The organism is Niabella ginsenosidivorans, assembly GCF_001654455.1.
GTDB lineage: Bacteria > Bacteroidota > Bacteroidia > Chitinophagales > Chitinophagaceae > Niabella > Niabella ginsenosidivorans.
The window spans coordinates 139,163-155,997 of the sequence record NZ_CP015772.1 but is presented as its reverse complement, the minus strand read 5'-3'; the positions used below and the strand labels follow the sequence as shown (position 1 = coordinate 155,997).

Annotated in this window: 18 protein-coding genes; 10 read left to right on the top strand and 8 right to left on the bottom strand. The window is 43.1% G+C overall.

The window, feature by feature from the left end; translation table 11 throughout:
• The first annotated feature begins 72 nt into the window (after positions 1–72).
• The 3 genes from pyrH (at position 73) to A8C56_RS00680 (ending at position 2,748) form a co-directional block, all read left to right on the top strand.
• On the top strand, positions 73–780 hold the full coding sequence (gene pyrH, locus A8C56_RS00690; RefSeq protein WP_067750771.1) for a UMP kinase: 708 nt from the start codon (positions 73–75) through the stop codon (positions 778–780).
• Positions 781–792: 12 nt separating this feature from the next.
• Entirely contained in the window at positions 793–1,440 is a 648-nt protein-coding gene (gene pdxH / locus A8C56_RS00685) for a pyridoxamine 5'-phosphate oxidase (protein WP_067750768.1), read from the top strand.
• 111 nt (positions 1,441–1,551) lie between these two features.
• Positions 1,552–2,748: a PepSY-associated TM helix domain-containing protein gene (locus tag A8C56_RS00680; RefSeq protein ID WP_067750764.1), complete on the top strand. Its 1,197-nt coding sequence runs from the start codon at positions 1,552–1,554 to the stop codon at positions 2,746–2,748.
• Between the two features lie 821 nt (positions 2,749–3,569).
• Here the strand turns inward: A8C56_RS00680 and A8C56_RS00670 are convergent.
• The 4 genes from A8C56_RS00670 to A8C56_RS00655 all read right to left on the bottom strand — a co-directional run bounded on the left by A8C56_RS00670 (position 3,570) and on the right by A8C56_RS00655 (position 5,432).
• A complete protein-coding gene (locus A8C56_RS00670) occupies positions 3,570–3,686 on the bottom strand; it encodes a 30S ribosomal protein THX (protein WP_067750758.1) in 117 nt (38 codons plus the stop codon).
• A gap of 91 nt (positions 3,687–3,777) precedes the next feature.
• Entirely contained in the window at positions 3,778–4,047 is a 270-nt protein-coding gene (locus A8C56_RS00665; protein ID WP_067750756.1) for an HU family DNA-binding protein, read from the bottom strand.
• Positions 4,048–4,347: 300 nt separating this feature from the next.
• Positions 4,348–4,662 carry a DUF4286 family protein gene (locus tag A8C56_RS00660; protein ID WP_067750753.1) on the bottom strand — a complete coding sequence of 105 codons (315 nt, stop codon included), beginning with the start codon at positions 4,660–4,662 and terminating at the stop codon, positions 4,348–4,350.
• The gene (locus A8C56_RS00655; RefSeq protein ID WP_067750750.1) at positions 4,659–5,432 is read right to left on the bottom strand and encodes an exodeoxyribonuclease III; all 774 of its coding nucleotides are present in this window, start codon (positions 5,430–5,432) and stop codon (positions 4,659–4,661) included. The genes A8C56_RS00660 and A8C56_RS00655 overlap by 4 nt, the downstream gene beginning before the upstream one ends.
• Before the next feature lie 98 nt (positions 5,433–5,530).
• Between A8C56_RS00655 and A8C56_RS00650 the strand changes: the two genes are divergently transcribed.
• On the top strand, positions 5,531–6,280 hold the full coding sequence (locus tag A8C56_RS00650; protein WP_067750747.1) for an LOG family protein: 750 nt from the start codon (positions 5,531–5,533) through the stop codon (positions 6,278–6,280).
• Positions 6,281–6,287: 7 nt separating this feature from the next.
• Here the strand turns inward: A8C56_RS00650 and A8C56_RS00645 are convergent, their stop codons facing one another.
• Positions 6,288–7,841, bottom strand: a complete 1,554-nt coding sequence (locus tag A8C56_RS00645; protein WP_067750744.1) for an ArnT family glycosyltransferase — start codon at positions 7,839–7,841, stop codon at positions 6,288–6,290.
• A gap of 21 nt (positions 7,842–7,862) precedes the next feature.
• The gene (locus A8C56_RS00640) at positions 7,863–8,522 is read right to left on the bottom strand and encodes a phosphatase PAP2 family protein (protein ID WP_157097828.1); all 660 of its coding nucleotides are present in this window, start codon (positions 8,520–8,522) and stop codon (positions 7,863–7,865) included.
• Between the two features lie 270 nt (positions 8,523–8,792).
• Between A8C56_RS00640 and A8C56_RS00635 the strand changes: the two genes are divergently transcribed.
• From A8C56_RS00635 to A8C56_RS00625, 3 genes are read left to right on the top strand one after another with little or no spacing between them, the layout of a single operon-like run.
• Entirely contained in the window at positions 8,793–9,602 is an 810-nt protein-coding gene (locus tag A8C56_RS00635; protein ID WP_067750738.1) for a 3-keto-disaccharide hydrolase, read from the top strand.
• Between the two features lie 28 nt (positions 9,603–9,630).
• Positions 9,631–9,903, top strand: a complete 273-nt coding sequence (locus A8C56_RS00630; protein ID WP_067750735.1) for a SemiSWEET family sugar transporter — start codon at positions 9,631–9,633, stop codon at positions 9,901–9,903.
• Positions 9,900–10,256 carry a septal ring lytic transglycosylase RlpA family protein gene (locus A8C56_RS00625; protein ID WP_067750733.1) on the top strand — a complete coding sequence of 119 codons (357 nt, stop codon included), beginning with the start codon at positions 9,900–9,902 and terminating at the stop codon, positions 10,254–10,256. Before A8C56_RS00630 ends, A8C56_RS00625 begins: the two co-directional genes overlap by 4 nt.
• Before the next feature lie 6 nt (positions 10,257–10,262).
• On the opposite strand, the gene A8C56_RS00620 is transcribed toward A8C56_RS00625, so the two are convergent.
• The gene (locus A8C56_RS00620; RefSeq protein ID WP_067750731.1) at positions 10,263–12,617 is read right to left on the bottom strand and encodes an ATP-dependent helicase; all 2,355 of its coding nucleotides are present in this window, start codon (positions 12,615–12,617) and stop codon (positions 10,263–10,265) included.
• A 130-nt stretch (positions 12,618–12,747) separates the two neighbouring features.
• Positions 12,748–13,707, bottom strand: coding sequence for a UDP-3-O-(3-hydroxymyristoyl)glucosamine N-acyltransferase (locus tag A8C56_RS00615; protein ID WP_067750729.1), 960 nt, complete (start codon positions 13,705–13,707; stop codon positions 12,748–12,750).
• A gap of 553 nt (positions 13,708–14,260) precedes the next feature.
• On the opposite strand from A8C56_RS00615, the gene A8C56_RS00600 reads away from it, so the two are divergent.
• The 3 genes from A8C56_RS00600 (at position 14,261) to A8C56_RS00590 (ending at position 16,835) form a co-directional block, all read left to right on the top strand.
• Positions 14,261–15,136, top strand: a complete 876-nt coding sequence (locus tag A8C56_RS00600) for a YicC/YloC family endoribonuclease (protein WP_084489886.1) — start codon at positions 14,261–14,263, stop codon at positions 15,134–15,136.
• A 231-nt stretch (positions 15,137–15,367) separates the two neighbouring features.
• Entirely contained in the window at positions 15,368–15,838 is a 471-nt protein-coding gene (locus tag A8C56_RS00595; protein WP_067761380.1) for a gliding motility lipoprotein GldH, read from the top strand.
• The gene (locus A8C56_RS00590) at positions 15,816–16,835 is read left to right on the top strand and encodes a sensor histidine kinase (RefSeq protein ID WP_245645701.1); all 1,020 of its coding nucleotides are present in this window, start codon (positions 15,816–15,818) and stop codon (positions 16,833–16,835) included. The genes A8C56_RS00595 and A8C56_RS00590 overlap by 23 nt, the downstream gene beginning before the upstream one ends.

Here is a 16,835-nt window from a genome sequence, read left to right as displayed (position 1 = left end):
AACCGGATGGCCGATTTTAGGTTCTGAAACAGTATCTTCGCTGCATCAATCAACTCATCAAAAAAGTAAACAATGCATAAATACAAAAGGATCTTACTAAAACTTTCCGGAGAATCTTTAATGGGGGATAAAAATTTTGGAATGGATTCTGATGTCATCTCCCAGTACGCAAAAGAAATAAAATCCGTTACGGATCTGGGTATTGAAGTAGCGTTGGTAATTGGTGGGGGTAATATTTACCGGGGTATGAATGAGGCAGAAACGGGCATTGAGCGCGCACATGGCGATTATATGGGAATGCTGGCTACGGTTATCAACGGCATGGCCCTGCAGGCCGGATTAGAAAAAGTGGGCTTATTTACCCGCCTGCAAAGCGCTATAAAAATGGAGCAGATTGCAGAACCCTATATCCGGCGCCGTGCGATCCGTCACCTGGAAAAGGGCCGTATTGTTATTTTTGGTGCCGGTACCGGTAATCCCTATTTTACAACAGACACCGCCGGCTCTTTAAGGGCTATTGAAATAAATGCCGATGTTATTTTAAAAGGCACCCGTGTGGATGGGGTTTACACTGCTGATCCTGAAAAAGATTCCACCGCTACAAAATATGATGAGGTCACCTACCAGGAATGCCTTACCAAAAACCTGCGTATTATGGACATGACGGCTTTTACACTTTGCATGGAAAACAGCCTGCCGATTATTGTGTTTGATATGAACAGGGAAGGCAACCTGAAAAGGCTGGTAGAAGGAGAAAAGGTAGGCACATTGATCCATTAATGAACATTTCCGATGCATCAGAATATCGCCGATATCCGTATCAATTATTATCAAAAAAGCCTGTCCGAAACAGATGTGGCTTCAGAGCCCATTGCACAGTTCAATAACTGGTGGCAGGAAGCGCTGAACAGCCAGCTTTCGGAAGTGAACGCCATGACCTTGGCCACAGCCAATGCAAACGGCCTGCCGGACGCACGCATTGTATTGCTGAAAGGCGTTACAGAAAAAGGATTTGTATTCTTTACCAACTATGAAAGTGCCAAGGGAAAAGAGCTGGAGCAGAACCCCCGTGCCTGTCTGGTATTTTTTTGGAAAGAACTGGAACGTCAGGTACGCGTTACCGGCTCTGTGTCAAAAGTTCCAAAAAAAGAAAGCGAAAATTACTTTTACTCAAGGCCTGTTGGCAGCCAGATCGGCGCAGTGGTATCACCGCAAAGCTCGGTTATTCCGGATCGTACATTCCTTGATGCACGCACCCTGGAGTTCACAAAACGTGCGGAGGCAGGGGAAAAGATCATAAAACCGGAACATTGGGGCGGGTTTCTGGTATCACCTGTACGTATAGAGTTCTGGCAGGGAAGGCCTAACCGTTTGCATGACCGCCTGCTTTACACGTTACAGGATAATGGTACCTGGAAAATTGAGCGACTGGCCCCATGAAGATATCCCTACCTTTACCGGCAACTTCCGCAAACTGTTTTCGCAACAGGTATTTTTGCCATAGAATGCGTACCTGCCTAAAAGAGGAGCATTCGCTGATACGTTTTTAGAATGAAAAAACCCGGGTTTATAAAAAAATGGGCTTCCCGGCTGCACTTATGGCTGGGGATGACCGTTGGACTGCTGGTGTTCATCATATCCATAACAGGAGCCCTTTATGTTTTTAAAGACGAGGTACAGGACCTGCTGCGCAAAGACGCCATTTTTCACCACGAGCAGGATATCCGGAACAAGACCCCGCTGCCTGTCCATATGCTAAAAGCAGCGGTTCAGGCACAATGCAAAGAAAAATACAATGTACAATGGGTAGATATTCCCATTGATAAAAAGCGTTCCTATCAGTTTGTCTATTATAAAACCAACCCCGAAGGGTGGAACTATTTCCGGGAACTGGTCATTTATAAAACCGCCTATGTAAACCCTTTTACGGGGAGGGTGATTGCGGTATTTGATGAGAAGAACGGCTTTTTCAACATTGTAAAATTCATCCACTGGAGCTTCCTGTTACACAGCAGCTGGGGAAAATATCTGACCGGTATCCCGGTTCTGATATTCCTGGTAATGCTGATCACCGGTATTATCCTCTGGTGGCCTAAAAATAAAAAAGCAAGGAAACAACGGCTTTGGTTCCGGTGGAAGAACGTAAAAGCGTGGCGCAGGAAAAATTATGACCTGCACAACATTTCTGGTTTTTATGCCCTGTCTTTTGCATTCATTATTGCACTGACCGGTTTATTCTATGCATTTCCGTTTGTTGGCAGCGCCGTTTATTTTGCTTTTTCCGGGGGTAAAACCAGCCTGCCCGACTTTTCAGGCATTGTAACAACTGCTCCTGACAGTGTCCGGAATACCACCACGGCAGATAAGATCTGCGCACAGGTAGAAGCATTGTATCCTACTGCTTTCAGCTATTCGCTGGTTCTGGATAACGAACAAAAGGAGCGCACCGGTTTCACTGTTTATGTACGGCAATTAAGCTATTCTTACCACATCATGCATCAGCTGATCTTTGATGCCAACTCCGGCAGGCTGCTCAGGAATTACAATTACAGGGAAAAAAACCTGGGTGAAAAAGCGATTGACGCTAACTATGACGTACATGTGGGCGCTATTCTGGGGCTGCCCACAAAAATACTTGCGTTTATTGTAAGCAGCATTTGTGCATCACTGCCCGTTACCGGTTTTTTGATCTGGTACGGCCGAAGAAGGAAAAAACACCCCCGGGCCACTGTTTCTAAGGCTACCTGAAGCCCATTTAAAACGGATCTCTTTCCTGACTGACCTAAAAATTTCCGCATTTCAAAAATCAATTTCCCGATTATGAAAACGGTTTCCTGCAGGTTACCTTTTCTTTGTTAAAACCTTTAATAGAAACATGTATCTGATCAACAGTACATCTGTTACCGCTTCTTTACAAAGAAGTACAGTGTTTACACGACAAAAGAAAATGCAATTGATTGCCAGAATCAAAGGTCTTGCAACCAAAACTGAGTTATCTGATCATATAATAAATAAAATCAATGGGCTAACAATGAAAAACACCTTTATTAAAACAGTAAGCCCGGAAACTATTTTCCAGAAGTTAAGTATCCGCCATTATAAACAACTTAAAAGTACGCTCAAATAGGTTCCGGCACTAATTGGCCCCGTCACAGCAGAGGGTCCGAGGCTGTCCAGGAAAATATGGGCAGCCTTTTATTTTTATAAGTGGATGAATAAAGCACGGTTCCGGGCAGCGCTTTAAACCACCTGCAATCCCAGATTTTACTGTTTTCAGGCAACCCGGCCGGTTCTGAAGCTCTTATACGTCAAAAAATATCAGCTAATGAAAATGCCATTCTGTATTATCTGAAAAACCTGCGGCAATAAGCCACACTGCTGCTTTAAAAAACAGCTGGCAGGATTGGCACAAAGCAAGAGCAGATAGCGCTTCCTGGGTCTGAAAGTACACGTTCATCAGAAACGCAGCAACGGGTAAGCATGAACGTAGAAGCTATGGCACAATGGTGAAAAGGAGACTATCTAACGGTTAATTGCCTGTAGGTGCAGGCAACTAACCATCAAACAGACTATGCTTCTGCTTTTTTCTTTGCAGGAGCGGCTTTTTTGGGCTTAGCCGGGCGGCTTTTACCAAATGAGCCTTTAAAACGTTTTCCTTTTGCTGTTTTTTTATCGCCTCTTCCCATAGTTTATAATTTTTTGCAAATGTAAGGGTTACTTAATAAAAAATGCCCCGTAATTATGCATTACGGAGCATACTTTCTTTGAAGCAGGCTGTTAGATTTTAGAAGCAAGCTCTTTACCAGCTTTAAAGCGGGCAACTTTTTTAGCTTTAATTTTTATTACAGCGCCTGTTTGAGGATTACGGCCGTTACGGGCAGCTCTCTTTGTTACAGAAAAAGTGCCAAAACCAACTAAAGTAACTTTATCCCCTTTTTTTAAAGTTCTGGTTACAGCATCTACAAAAGAATCTAAAGCTGCATTAGCCTGTGTTTTAGTGATATCAGCATCAGCGGATATCTTGTCGATCAGTTCTGCCTTGTTCATAATTAATTATTTAATGAGTGTTTTTATAACAAAACAAAATTAGAGGGTTTTTAATGATTGTAACAAAAAACTTCAGAAGTTTTTGATTCTCTTTAACTCCTGAAAACCCGCTACGGGCAAGAGTTCCAGCAAAAATGAACCTGCCGGAAATAAGACATACAGAAAGAGAAAAACAAGCCAAACCCGCTTCCATAAAGGGTTTCAGCCTTTTACCGGCTGAAATGCACGCAGCACAAGGGTTTTAGGGAATATACAAATAATTTCAGATATTTAACAGGCGCCGGAAAATGTTATGCACATTCAATTCACAACCTCCAGGGCAGACTCAAAACCATAACAGTCTGCGCCCCAGGTTGCCATCATATTCATATGTAATGCAGGATAATGCTGCTCGGCAAATACCTTATAGTCAGTAACAGAACGGGCGTAAAACTGCACGGCGTATGTAAACCCGTCCTCCTCTTCCTGTCCTAAAAGTTTTAAAACAAGCGCATCATAAAAGCATCCTGTGGCCAGATAGGCGGGAATGTGCACCTCCTTTAACCATGCAAGCCAGTTTTTGTGAATTTCTGGTGCCACTTTGGTAGTAACATTCCATATAAAAGCGGGTTTCATGAGCTTTTTAATTTTAGATATACAGGGCAATGATCGCTGTGTTTTACATCCGGAAAGATCTCCGCATCGGCTACCTGGTGCTTTAATGCATCCGTTACGGTAATATAATCAATACGCCAGCCCTTATTGTTTAAGCGTACAGAAGGAAAACGCTGGCTCCACCAGCTATACCGTCCTGTTTCATCAGGATGCAGCATTCTAAAAGTATCGTTAAAGCCATTCTTTAAAAACCGGGTCATCCATTCCCTTTCTTCCGGCAGGAACCCTGATGAGTTCTTATTGCCTTTAGGATCATGGATGTCAATCGCCTCATGAGCAATGTTATAATCACCGCAAAGAACAAGAGCAGGATGTTTCTTTTTCAGCTCCTGCAGGTAGGTATACAGCTCATCCAGCCAGCTATATTTAAAGCTTTGACGCAGTACCCCGCTGGTTCCGCTGGGGAAGTAGGCATTGATCAGCCGGAGTTCCTTAAAATCAAGTTGTATTACTCTCCCCTCCTCATCACTCACCTTATGTCCGGTGCCGTAAACAATATTATCCGGACGTACCCTGGTAAGCACAGCAACACCACTATATCCTTTTTTTTGCGCAGAGAACCAATAAGTGCTGTATCCCAGATCTTCAAATTCCCTGACGTCGATATTTTCTTTCTCCGCTTTTATTTCCTGCAGACAGATAATATCTGCAGGATCTGTTTTTAACCAGTCCGTAAACCCCTTTTTAAGGGCAGCCCGGATACCATTCACATTATAGCTTATAATACGCATAGGGGAAATAAATATTAGTCCGTACAAAAGTAAAAGGATTTATGCATTAAAAATTTTATGAATTATATTCGTTACTCAATCTTTAGTTATTCAGTAATATGGACGAAAAAGAGCAGATAAAACCCAGGGAACAAATCATTCCTCCAAAAGAGCAGGTATATCTTGACGGGCCTAAGAGCAGGACTTATGAACTGGGATTTGCCATTCATGTATTGTGGCAGTTTTTAAAGGGGTTCCGTACACTGCATTTTGTGGGGCCCTGTATTACCGTATTTGGTTCTGCACGTTTTAAGGAAGATCATATTTATTACAAAAGTGCTGAAGAGTTTGGCAAAAGAATTGCCGGGCTGGGCTTTACCACGTTAACAGGCGGCGGTCCCGGTATTATGGAGGCCGCCAACAAAGGCGCTTTTGAAGCGGGAGGTGAATCTGTAGGCTGTAATATTAAACTGCCGTTTGAGCAACACTATAATAAGTACCTTACCACCGCAGTAACCCTGGATCTTTTTTTTGTAAGAAAAACCCTGCTGATAAAATACAGCTACGCATTTATCATTATGCCGGGTGGTTTTGGAACTATGGACGAATTTTTTGAAACCATTACCCTGATACAAACCAAATCCATTACCCAGTTTCCGATTGTCATATTTGGAAAAGAGTTCTACAGGGATCTGATGACCGCCATTGAAGATATGGCCAACCAGGGCACTATTTCAAAAGAAGATATGGATCTTGTTTTATTAACAGATGACGTGGATGAAGCTATGAACCATATCCGGCAGTACATTGAGTCTAATTATAAGATCAAAAAACGCTGGCGGCTTCCCTGGTTATTTGAAAAAAGATAGCCGGTATTTAATTAATAATGCCCGATGGCCGGATGTTACCTTTATAATAGTGCAATCTGATGATATAAAAATTACGAACAACCTGCCCTATACGAAACTGGGGAATGATAAGCGCCGGACCGGTCATTGCAAAGCTATTTGTGAGCGCCTTTTCCGGTGCCCGGTAATAATTGGATACTGTAATATAATACGCATCCGCACCGGTTGTTAGCCCCGGTCGCTGTTGGTTTAACCAGGCAAACTGATGAATGTTGTTCAAAGCACCTACTGCCATAAAAGGATAATGATCCTTATCCGCAAGATACCAGTTAAAGTGCGCTGCCGGAAACCAATAGTCTGAAACAATAAATGCGTTTGGCTTCATAACGCCATTTGCAGCATCATTTATATACACCGCTCTAAAATCTTTTGCAAACTGTTTCCATCCCGTAAAATCCAGCAACAGATCGCCTTTTCCTGTTTGCAACGGATCCTTTTTATTAAAGGTATAAGGTAAAAACACAGAGGCCGCCGCAATACCAATTACAGCAACGGCGCTTAGGCCATTTGCCCATTTTAAGGTTAACGGTGCCCATATTTTATTAACCTGCCTGTAAATAATAAACAGTGCACCAAACAATAGCAGGAGCACATAGGAAGGGCCCGTCCAGTGTGGAAGTGTTTGCCGGAACCAGGAAAAAAACCATACCAGTAATATCAATGGCAGTGCAAAACAGAAAATTAATAATTGTTGCTCGTTCCGGCGCCACCGGTATTTCCAGTAATGGAAGGCCCCCATCCACCCCAAGGCATAGCAAACAGGATTGTTATACCCGATCTCTCCAAACAGCTGCTGCAAAAAACCCTTTGCTTGTATTGATGACTGCTGGTGAATGGCTACACGGTGTGCCTGGTACATAATCCCATCTGTTCCATTATGCATGCTCCATAACACTGCAGGAAATATCATAAGGATAGTTACTAACAGCGCGGCATATAAATAAAGATTCTTTAATAAGGATCTTTGACTGCACAGGCTATAGAGGCCCATACCCGCCCACAATACCATCCCGCTTGCTTTGCTCATGGTGGCCAGGCCGGTTAGCAATCCAAACAATAGCAACAGGCAGCGTTGCCGGTATTTACCGGTACAGTTACTTATGTTCAGAGCCGTCCATACCGCGGCCAGCCAAAATAGCAACAACGGCGCATCCGGCATAATCATAAAGCCGCTGATTATGTTTCCGTAAACAGATGCCGTAAACAGCAGCGCTGCAATCCAGCCCGCATAACTGCTCTGTAATTTTTCTCCAATCCTGTATACCAGCCAGGTATTGATGCTGCCAATGCAAACAAAGCCCAATCTCAGAAACACTTCATGTTTCAGCAAAAGACCAGCAGAGAAAAATTTTATGATGAGGGCCACAAATGGCGGGTGATCAAAATAATTCCATTGAAGTTTTTGCGCATAGGCAACGTAATATACTTCATCGTTCCCCAGTTGTAAAAAGGCAGACAGCAATAACTTTAAAAGGGTTACCACAACAATAAGACCATATACCTGCTTCCGGTAGTACGCCATAAGAGATACTGTTTTTTAGAACTAAGCGGTTGCATTCAGCTGCTCAGTCAGCCGGTCAGATTCTCTTATCCATACCGGGCATTTGATGAACAGGCGTACACTAATGGCCGTTCCGCATCCGATCAGCATTCCTGCAAAAACATCAGGTAAAAAATGTTGACCAAGATATATCCTGGAGTAGCCAACAACACAAGCCAGGAAAAAGAGGAGCAGCTGCACCCTGAAATCCTTTATATAGAAACCGCACAGCAGGGCAAGCGCAAAAGCCGAAGCGGTATGACCGGAGGGGAAGCTGTTATATCCGGAATGCGTAACCCCTTCTATAAAATAATGATAGGATCCTGTTCCCAATGCGGCCATGGGCCGGGGTAAACGCACGATGCTTTTCAGTACCTGGGCTACGATCCCTGAAAAGAGAAATGACAGCAATAAATGGAATGACAACAAGCGTTTCTTAAAAACAAAGAACAATAATACAAGCAATATTGAAAACAGCCCGTCGCCAACATAAGTATATGCAATAAAAAAATGATCCAGCTCCCTGCAATGGAAAAAATTCAACCAGTAAAAACTATATTCCTTTGGTACCAGCAAACTGGGAAGTGCAGTTACCAGTGTAAAAACAATCAGGAAATTGATAAAAATCCTGTTCTTGGCTGTAAAATTCTGAACGCTTTGCATGTTATGGATGGTTTTGTCCCCAAACCTATCCCCGCTATATTGTTTTAATATTAATTCCGGAAGATTTAATAAATTGATAAATCCGCATTGCACGGTTATTCCCTGATGGGGATAAATTTTGTTTTTACTGCTGCATTCTTAATGATCGTTTATATAGTAATGGTTTATAATTTTTCGGGCTTTTCCAAAGCCGTTTTGTAAGCGTATTAATAAAATAGTATCTTTAAATGTTATACATATTTTTATACCTTTTTATTTAATATAGCTTATATGCGATCCCTTTTTCTTCTTTTTATACTTATTGCCTGCCGGTTTTGCAATGCACAGGAACCTATTCCCCGTAAATGGGTACAATTATTTAACGGAAAAGATCTGAAAGGCTGGACGCCTAAAATAAGAGGTTATGAACTGGGGAATAATTTTGGCAACACATTCAGAGTAGTAAATGGTGTTATACAGGTCAATTACGGTCACTATAAAACATTTGACGACCGGTTCGGTCACCTTTTTTATAAGACCCCGTTCTCTTACTACCTGCTTGCGGTGGAATACCGCTTTACAGGAAAGCAAACACCCGGCGCTCCCGGCTGGGCCTATAAAAACAGCGGTATTATGTTGCACTGCCAGGCGCCGGAAACCATGTTAAAAAACCAGGACTTCCCTATTTCTATTGAAGATCAGCTATTAGGCGGCGATTCTACGGGGGAGCGCAGTACCTGCAATGTTTGCACCCCCGGAACCAATATTGTTATGGATGGTAAGCTGCAAACACAGCATTGTATCAATTCCGATTCAAAAACATTCCGGAATGACGTTTGGGTAAGGGCGGAAGTACTGGTGCTGGGCGATTCTGTTATAAAACAGATCGTAAACGGAGACACGGTGCTGGTATATGAAAAACCACAGTTGGGCGGAAGCAATGTTACTGATTTTGACGCTGCTGTGAAAAAGGACGGCGAATTGCTGAAGTCAGGATATATATCCCTGCAGAGTGAGGGGCACCCGGTAGAATTCAGAAAAGTAGAGATCATTGACCTGAGCCCTTATTATGAAAGGAAAAAAATAAAGAGGAAGAAATAATTTTATTATTCCAAAATCTGAAATCACAATGAACGGAGTTGATCTTTTAGGCGCCGTAGCCGGCGCCATTACCACACTTACTTTTTTACCCCAGGTAATAAAGACGATAAAGGATAAATCCGTTAAGGACATTTCACTGATGATGTTTATTATTGCTGCCGTAAATGAAGCTATGTGGATCGTTTATGGTGCACTGAAAAGCGACTGGGTGATCATCCTGACCAATGCCGTTATCCTTTGCCTTTCTCTTACCATGATCTATCTGAAACTTGCTTATACCCACAAGAAAACGCAGCCATGACCCGCTATCTGATCTTTTTGCTATTACCCGTGGTACTATTATTTTCCTGCAGCAGGAAAATAACTGATTCCGGAAATGCCTCCTATTATGCTGACAGTTTCAAAGGGCGGAGAACCGCAAGTGGCGCTATATTCAGACAGGGAAAAAGGACTGCTGCGCATAAAACATTGCCATTAGGAACAAAAGTAACCGTAACCAATTTAAAAAATGGCCGGAAGGTAAAAGTGCGCATCAATGACCGGGGGCCCTTTGTTCAGGGAAGGATCATTGACCTCAGCAAAAAAGCCGCAAGAAAGATCGGTATGCTGAATGATGGCGTTGTTCCCGTGAAAATCACCTACAAAAAGAAATAACCGCCGCTATAACTGAGAGTTCAGGATTCTTAACCGTGCATAATTTAAAAGAATTTTCTTTTCGCCATTCTGGTCAAACCGGATGATGGCCATTTTGTTGTGCTGGTTGCCTTCCAGTTTCAGCACTTCTCCAAAGCCAAATTTCTGGTGCTCCACTCTTTGCCCAACAGCAATATCGTTCACATCACTGGCCTGGAAATCGGCCGAAGGCGTATGATCGGCCACTTTTTTTGCTTCAGGTTTCGGGCTCAGGTATTCCGGCGTCGTTTTTTTAGCCGGCGGAGGGCCGAATTTTTTCCCGGCATCAAAACCGGTACTGCTCCAGCCGCCACTCATGCGTTCATAAGCAGAGCCGGTACTTCCAAATCCGAAAGTGCTTTGTTTGGTTCCCCCTCCGGCATACGTACTGTCTACATAATCCGCAGGCAGTTCATCAATAAACCTGCTGGGCTCGTTTTGTACCAATGAGCCGAATTTATACCGTGTATTCGCATAGGTAATCCACAATTTCTTTTTGGCCCTTGTAACCACCACATAAAACAGGCGGCGTTCCTCTTCCAGCTCCTCGCGGGTATTAATGCTCATTGCATTCGGAAACAGCATTTCTTCAAGCCCTGCTGCAAACACACAGGCAAATTCCAGTCCCTTTGCTGCATGTATGGTCATCAGCTTTACGGTATCCGCATCAGGGTCCTTATTATCCGCATCCGTTAGTAAAGTGATCTGCTGGAGATAAGCGCCCAGGCTTTTATCCACCACTTCCCCTTCCTCGTTATCCGGGCTTTCCACCCATTCTTTAATAGAGTTCAGCAATTCCTGTATATTCTCATAACGCTGCAATCCTTCAGTGCTCTTATCATTAAAAAGCTCTTTTACCAGGTTGGTTTGCTTACCCACATGAAAAGCAACATCATAGGCGTTCTGTTTTTCCAGCATACTGGTAAAGCTCCGGATCATAACCACAAAATCCTGGATCACGTTAAGCGTGCCGGCACGGAATCCGAACCGGTCGGCATTTTCCAGCATTTCCCACATAGTAATATTGTGCGTGTTGGCCTGGAGCAATATCTTATCAATGGTTGTTTTCCCGATTCCCCGCACCGGATAATTAATGATCCGTTTCAGCGCTTCTTCATCTTTTTTATTAACGATAAGACGTAAATAGGCAACAAAATCCTTTATTTCCTTACGCTGATAAAAACTGATACCGCCATACATGGTATAAGGGATATTCATACGCCTGAGCGATTCTTCAAATGCACGGCTTTGCGCATTCGTACGGTAAAGAATGGCAAAATCCTTATTGGCATAATGATTCCTCAGCTTTTGCTCCTGGATGGTATCCGCAACAAACTTCCCTTCGTCATTGTCCGTCATAGTGCGAACGATCTTTATCTTTTCGCCGCTGGCATTTTCCGTAAATAACACTTTTGGTATCTGTGCTTTATTATTGCGGATCACCTCATTGGCTACGTGAATAATGTTTTGCGTACTGCGGTAATTCTGCTCCAGCTTTACCACCTTTACGTCGTCATAGTCTTTCTGGAACTGAAGGATGTTCTGGATCGTGGCCCCGCGGAAGCTGTAAATGCTCTGTGCATCATCGCCCACCACACACACATTCTCATTCATGGCGCCCAGCAGCTTTACAATTTCATATTGCGCCGGGTTGGTATCCTGGTACTCATCGATCATGATGTATCTGAACTTATGCTGATACTTGCTCAATACATCAGGAAAGGTTTTCAGCAGTTCATAAAACTTCAGCAGCAGGTCGTCAAAATCCATGGCACCATTCTTAAAGCAGCGCTTGCAATAAGCATCATAGATTTTTGCAATGGCCGGCCGGTTGCCTCTTATATCTTCCTGCTGTATATAATAATCATTGGCATACTCTGCCGGTGTTACCAATGCATTTTTTGCAGAAGAGATCCGGTTATAAACCGTGGCGGGTTTATACAGTTTTTCATCCAGCTGCATTTCATTGATCACCGTTTTTACAACGCTCTTGGCATCGTCTGTATCATAAATCGTAAAACTGTTAGGATAGCCGATGCGATGTGCTTCTGCACGGAGAATACGGGCAAAAACACTGTGGAAGGTTCCAATATACAGGTTCCGTGCTTCATTATTGCCCAGGATACGCTCTACGCGTTCCTTCATCTCGCGAGCGGCCTTGTTCGTAAACGTAAGCGCCAGAATGTTGAAAGCATCCACTCCCGTGGCCATCAGGTGCGCAATGCGGGTGGTCAGCACTTTGGTTTTTCCGCTTCCTGCGCCCGCAATAATCATCAAAGGCCCGTTAATATGTAAAACAGCTTCCCGCTGCCGTTCATTCAATCCTGCTAAATAATCCTGCATGCGCGCAAGGTACGCCAGAGATTTCAGAATTCAGCCATCAGGGTACAGATTTCGGCCATCAGTCCGGTAACTACCGGATCAGCGCTCAGTTATCAGCACAGCGTGCATTTGTAATTTGTACGATTTGTAGTTATTTCTCTTTGACTAACAATGCATTTACTTTTTCCCAAAGCTCCGGTATGCGCTTGATCCATACCAGTTCCCTTCTTTTTTCCTGGGCATTTATAGATGGGATACCAAAGTAAACCTGGTCTGCTTTCAGTGAGGAGGGTACACCGCTCTTTGCAAGCACTACTGTGCCCCTGCCAATGGTAAGAGTTTTGCTTACGCCCACCTGGCCCCAAAGGATCACTTCATCTTCAATAACAGTAGCGCCCGCAATACCTACCTGGGAGGCAAAAAGACAGTTCTTTCCTACCAGAGTATCATGGCCGATATGCACCTGGTTATCAATTTTTGTACCGGCCCCGATACGGGTAACCCCGGTTACACCACGGTCTATAGTACAGCCTGCTCCTATTTCTACTCCATCTTCTATTTCAACAGTGCCGCAACTGGTCATTCTTTTATAATAAAGCGGCCTGTTGGTTTTTTTATTATAATAAAATGCATTGCTGCCAATAACGGTGCCGCTTTGTATCACCACATCATCACCAATGATGCAGTCATCCATTATCGTAACGTTGGGATAAATAACGCAGTTCTTACCAATAACCACTCTGTTTCCTAAATAAACATTTGGCATAATTACAGAACCGGCTCCCACTTTTGCGCATTCGGAAAGCATTTCCATGGAAGGCCGAAACGGGTAATAGGTTTCTACTATTTTTAAATAGGCTTCAAACGGCTCTTCAACAATCAGCAATGCCTTTCCCTGCGGCACTTCTTTCTCCGCATTGATGATGATATAACTTGCCGCTGATTGAATGGCCGCATCATAGTATTTAGGATGATCCACAAAAACAAGATCCCCTTTGGCCACCTGATGTATTTCGTTGATCCCGGCTGCCGATGCGCTCTTTTCACCAACAATTCTTGCATCAATTAAACCGGCTATTTCAGTAAGCGGAACAGGATTTTTGAACTGCATATCTTTTTTTTCAAAGTTAGGCGTAAGTGGTTGTTGAAACGCAACAGTGCAAAGTTTTTCACATTTACCCTCTTTTTCTGATCGTTTTTCAAAAGTTTTTCCCAGCAGGTCTTAGCAGCGTTATCACAATAAAAATACATCCTGCAATAATAAAACATAGTTAGTACTACACAATCGATCAGAAACATGCATCCGCTGAAATGCTGTATTCATCAATATTTCAGGCGAATAATAAATGCAATCTGTTACAACAGCAATCATATCAGCGTAAAGAAAGAGGCGAGCAACCTCTTCAACAGGTCGCTACATATCCACAAGCCATTTTAAAATGTGAATAAAATTTATACGAAATAATTTTTATAAAGGCAAAATAATAATTAATATTGTGGTGGGAAATTTTTGTTCCCATACTTACTAACCCATCTTTATAAAATAATCCCTTCTTATCCGGAGGGATTTTTTTTATGAGCGACGCCAGGAAAGCTCCCATCCTATCATTCTTTTTAATTTTTAAATAGCAGCGGCGAATAATTATCTTTACAAAAAGCAACATATGTTTAAATCAATGACAGGCTTTGGCCGTGCAGAAAAAACGATTGGCAAAAAAACCTTCCTGGTAGATATAAAATCCCTGAACGGAAAACAATTTGACCTGTCATTGAGATTGCCGGCCATCTTAAAACCACTAGAGTTTGATATAAGGAAAACCCTGGCCAATGGCTTAAGCCGCGGCAGCGTGGAGTGCAGTATCAATTTAAAAGAAACCGGCGATTCCAAACCTGTAATGATCAATACTGATCTTGCAAAAACTTATTACCAGTCCCTGGCCACACTGTCTGCAGAACTTGGAATTGACAGCTCCAACATCCTCAGCGCGTTGATCAAATTACCTGAAGTGATAACGCCCAGCAGCGAAACCCTTTCTGAAGAAGACGCCGCTGCCTTTAACGAATTATTAAAGGAAGCTATTGAAGACCTGAACGGGCACCGGGTTAACGAAGGCCGTATACTTGAGGAAGAGATCAGGAGCCGGGTGCACAATATAGCCCTGTTGCAGGAAGAGGTAGAAAAGCTGGATCCCGCACGCAAAGAAATGATCCGCGATGGTATCGTTAAGCTGCTGGAGGAAAAAGTGGGTAAGGATAATTTTGATCCTAACCGCCTGGAACAGGAGCTCATCTACTATATCGAGAAAATTGATATTACCGAAGAAATGGTACGGTTAAAGAACCACTGCTCCTATTTTATGCAGATCATGGATGATGACTCAGACATCAAGGGAAAAAAGCTTTCCTTTGTGCTCCAGGAAATAGGAAGGGAAATTAACACCACCGGCTCTAAAGCCTATAATTCCGATATCCAAAAGCTGGTGGTAATGATGAAAGATGAGCTGGAAAAGGCTAAAGAACAAATACTGAATGTTCTTTAAAAGCACCTTATTTTTTATTTGAGCAGTTAAACCGGTGGCTGCGCGGGTTACTGGTAATACCGGTTTGAGTGAATAATATTCCACCGGCAGCTTATTAAATGGCTCCTTTCTGATTTCATCCATAAAAATCCTTTACAAAATCCGGGGTTATTACCGTTCCTTTCACAAATAATCCTGCCGGGGCATTTTTAAATGAAGGGCTTAATAGTACATTTGCAGAAATGCATCCGGATGAACAGGCTGATTCTTTTTATTTCTCTTATGCTTATCTGCTGGCTGGCTTCCTGCAAACAGGTAGATGTGAACCAGCGGGTGGCAGATATACCTGATCATAAATGGGGAAAGCGGCTTTCAGCAATTATTGACCTGGATGTTAAAGACACGGCGGATTACGGGCTTTATTTTATCTTCCGCCATACAGAGCAATATCCTTATAACAACATAATAGCAAAAATAACCGTAAAAGATACCGCCAACCATACCATTGCTGCTTTTACAGTAAATGCGTCGCTGGTATCCGCCTCCGGTAAATGGGATGGCCGCGGCATTGATGACCTGTATGATCATTTTATAAAACTGAACAGAACAATTCCTCTAAAAAAGAACCGGTACCGGTTTGTGATCAGCCAGCTCATGAAGGACGACCCGCTCCCCTTTGTTTTAAATGCAGGAATTGGTATTGAAAAAGCAACCGGTCAATAATATGGAGCAGAAATTAAAAAGGAGTTCCGGAAAAACAAGAATCATTTTTTACCTGCTGGTCGTTTATATACTGGCCGCACTGGTATGGCTGTTCATTTTGCTGGAACTGCAAAACCGGGAATTACATAAGGCCAGGATCGAACACCTGAATACCGCTGTAAAAGACGTACACACTGCCGAGTACAAAGCACGCCTGGCAAAAATTGAAGCGGCCTACCGGCGCAATCATTTCAAATACGCCGGAGAAGGAACCGTTTTTTTAGGCCTGATATTGTGGGGCGCACTATTTGTATACCGATATATTACCCAGCAATCCAAACTCCAGCAGCAGCAGCAAAATTTTACAATGGCCGTAACACATGAGTTGAAAACGCCTATTGCTGTTGCCCGGCTGAACCTGGAAACGCTTTTAAAACGCAACCTCGATGAAGAAAAACGCCGGAAGCTGATCCTGATGACGCTGGAAGAAACAGCCCGGCTCAACTTCCTGACCAACAACATCCTGATCTCTTCACAGTTGGAAGGCCACAACCATAAGATCAATAAAGAAGATCTGGACCTTTCTGATCTGCTGACCGACCGGGTGGAAGAATTTGAAAAACGCTTTCCTGACCGGGCTTTTCAAAAGCAAATAGAAGAAGATGCAGACATTAACGGCGATCCGCTGTTATTACAGATATTGGTCAATAATCTTATTGAGAACGCCATTAAGTACAGCCCCAAAGAAGGCCCGATCAGGGTAACTTTAACCAAACAGTCCCAATCCGTTATTGTTTCAGTGACTGATGAAGGCCCCGGCATACCGGAAGAAGAGAAACGTAAAATCTTTACGAAATTTTACCGCATCGGCAATGAAGCTACCCGTAAAAAGCAGGGCACCGGGCTGGGACTGTATTTATGTGATAAAATTGCCAAAGATCATAATGCAGACATTTCAGTGACAAATCATGAGCCTAACGGGAGTACTTTTGCGGTTAAATTTCATATTAGTAGTTAG

Coding starts and splice junctions, on each gene's coding strand:
- pyrH (WP_067750771.1), top strand. CDS start 73: ATGCATAAATACAAAAGGATCTTACTAAAACTTTCCGGAGAATCTTTA.
- pdxH (WP_067750768.1), top strand. CDS start 793: ATGCATCAGAATATCGCCGATATCCGTATCAATTATTATCAAAAAAGC.
- A8C56_RS00680 (WP_067750764.1), top strand. CDS start 1,552: ATGAAAAAACCCGGGTTTATAAAAAAATGGGCTTCCCGGCTGCACTTA.
- A8C56_RS00670 (WP_067750758.1), bottom strand. CDS start 3,686: ATGGGAAGAGGCGATAAAAAAACAGCAAAAGGAAAACGTTTTAAAGGC.
- A8C56_RS00665 (WP_067750756.1), bottom strand. CDS start 4,047: ATGAACAAGGCAGAACTGATCGACAAGATATCCGCTGATGCTGATATC.
- A8C56_RS00660 (WP_067750753.1), bottom strand. CDS start 4,662: ATGAAACCCGCTTTTATATGGAATGTTACTACCAAAGTGGCACCAGAA.
- A8C56_RS00655 (WP_067750750.1), bottom strand. CDS start 5,432: ATGCGTATTATAAGCTATAATGTGAATGGTATCCGGGCTGCCCTTAAA.
- A8C56_RS00650 (WP_067750747.1), top strand. CDS start 5,531: ATGGACGAAAAAGAGCAGATAAAACCCAGGGAACAAATCATTCCTCCA.
- A8C56_RS00645 (WP_067750744.1), bottom strand. CDS start 7,841: ATGGCGTACTACCGGAAGCAGGTATATGGTCTTATTGTTGTGGTAACC.
- A8C56_RS00640 (WP_157097828.1), bottom strand. CDS start 8,522: ATGCAAAGCGTTCAGAATTTTACAGCCAAGAACAGGATTTTTATCAAT.
- A8C56_RS00635 (WP_067750738.1), top strand. CDS start 8,793: ATGCGATCCCTTTTTCTTCTTTTTATACTTATTGCCTGCCGGTTTTGC.
- A8C56_RS00630 (WP_067750735.1), top strand. CDS start 9,631: ATGAACGGAGTTGATCTTTTAGGCGCCGTAGCCGGCGCCATTACCACA.
- A8C56_RS00625 (WP_067750733.1), top strand. CDS start 9,900: ATGACCCGCTATCTGATCTTTTTGCTATTACCCGTGGTACTATTATTT.
- A8C56_RS00620 (WP_067750731.1), bottom strand. CDS start 12,617: ATGCAGGATTATTTAGCAGGATTGAATGAACGGCAGCGGGAAGCTGTT.
- A8C56_RS00615 (WP_067750729.1), bottom strand. CDS start 13,707: ATGCAGTTCAAAAATCCTGTTCCGCTTACTGAAATAGCCGGTTTAATT.
- A8C56_RS00600 (WP_084489886.1), top strand. CDS start 14,261: ATGTTTAAATCAATGACAGGCTTTGGCCGTGCAGAAAAAACGATTGGC.
- A8C56_RS00595 (WP_067761380.1), top strand. CDS start 15,368: ATGAACAGGCTGATTCTTTTTATTTCTCTTATGCTTATCTGCTGGCTG.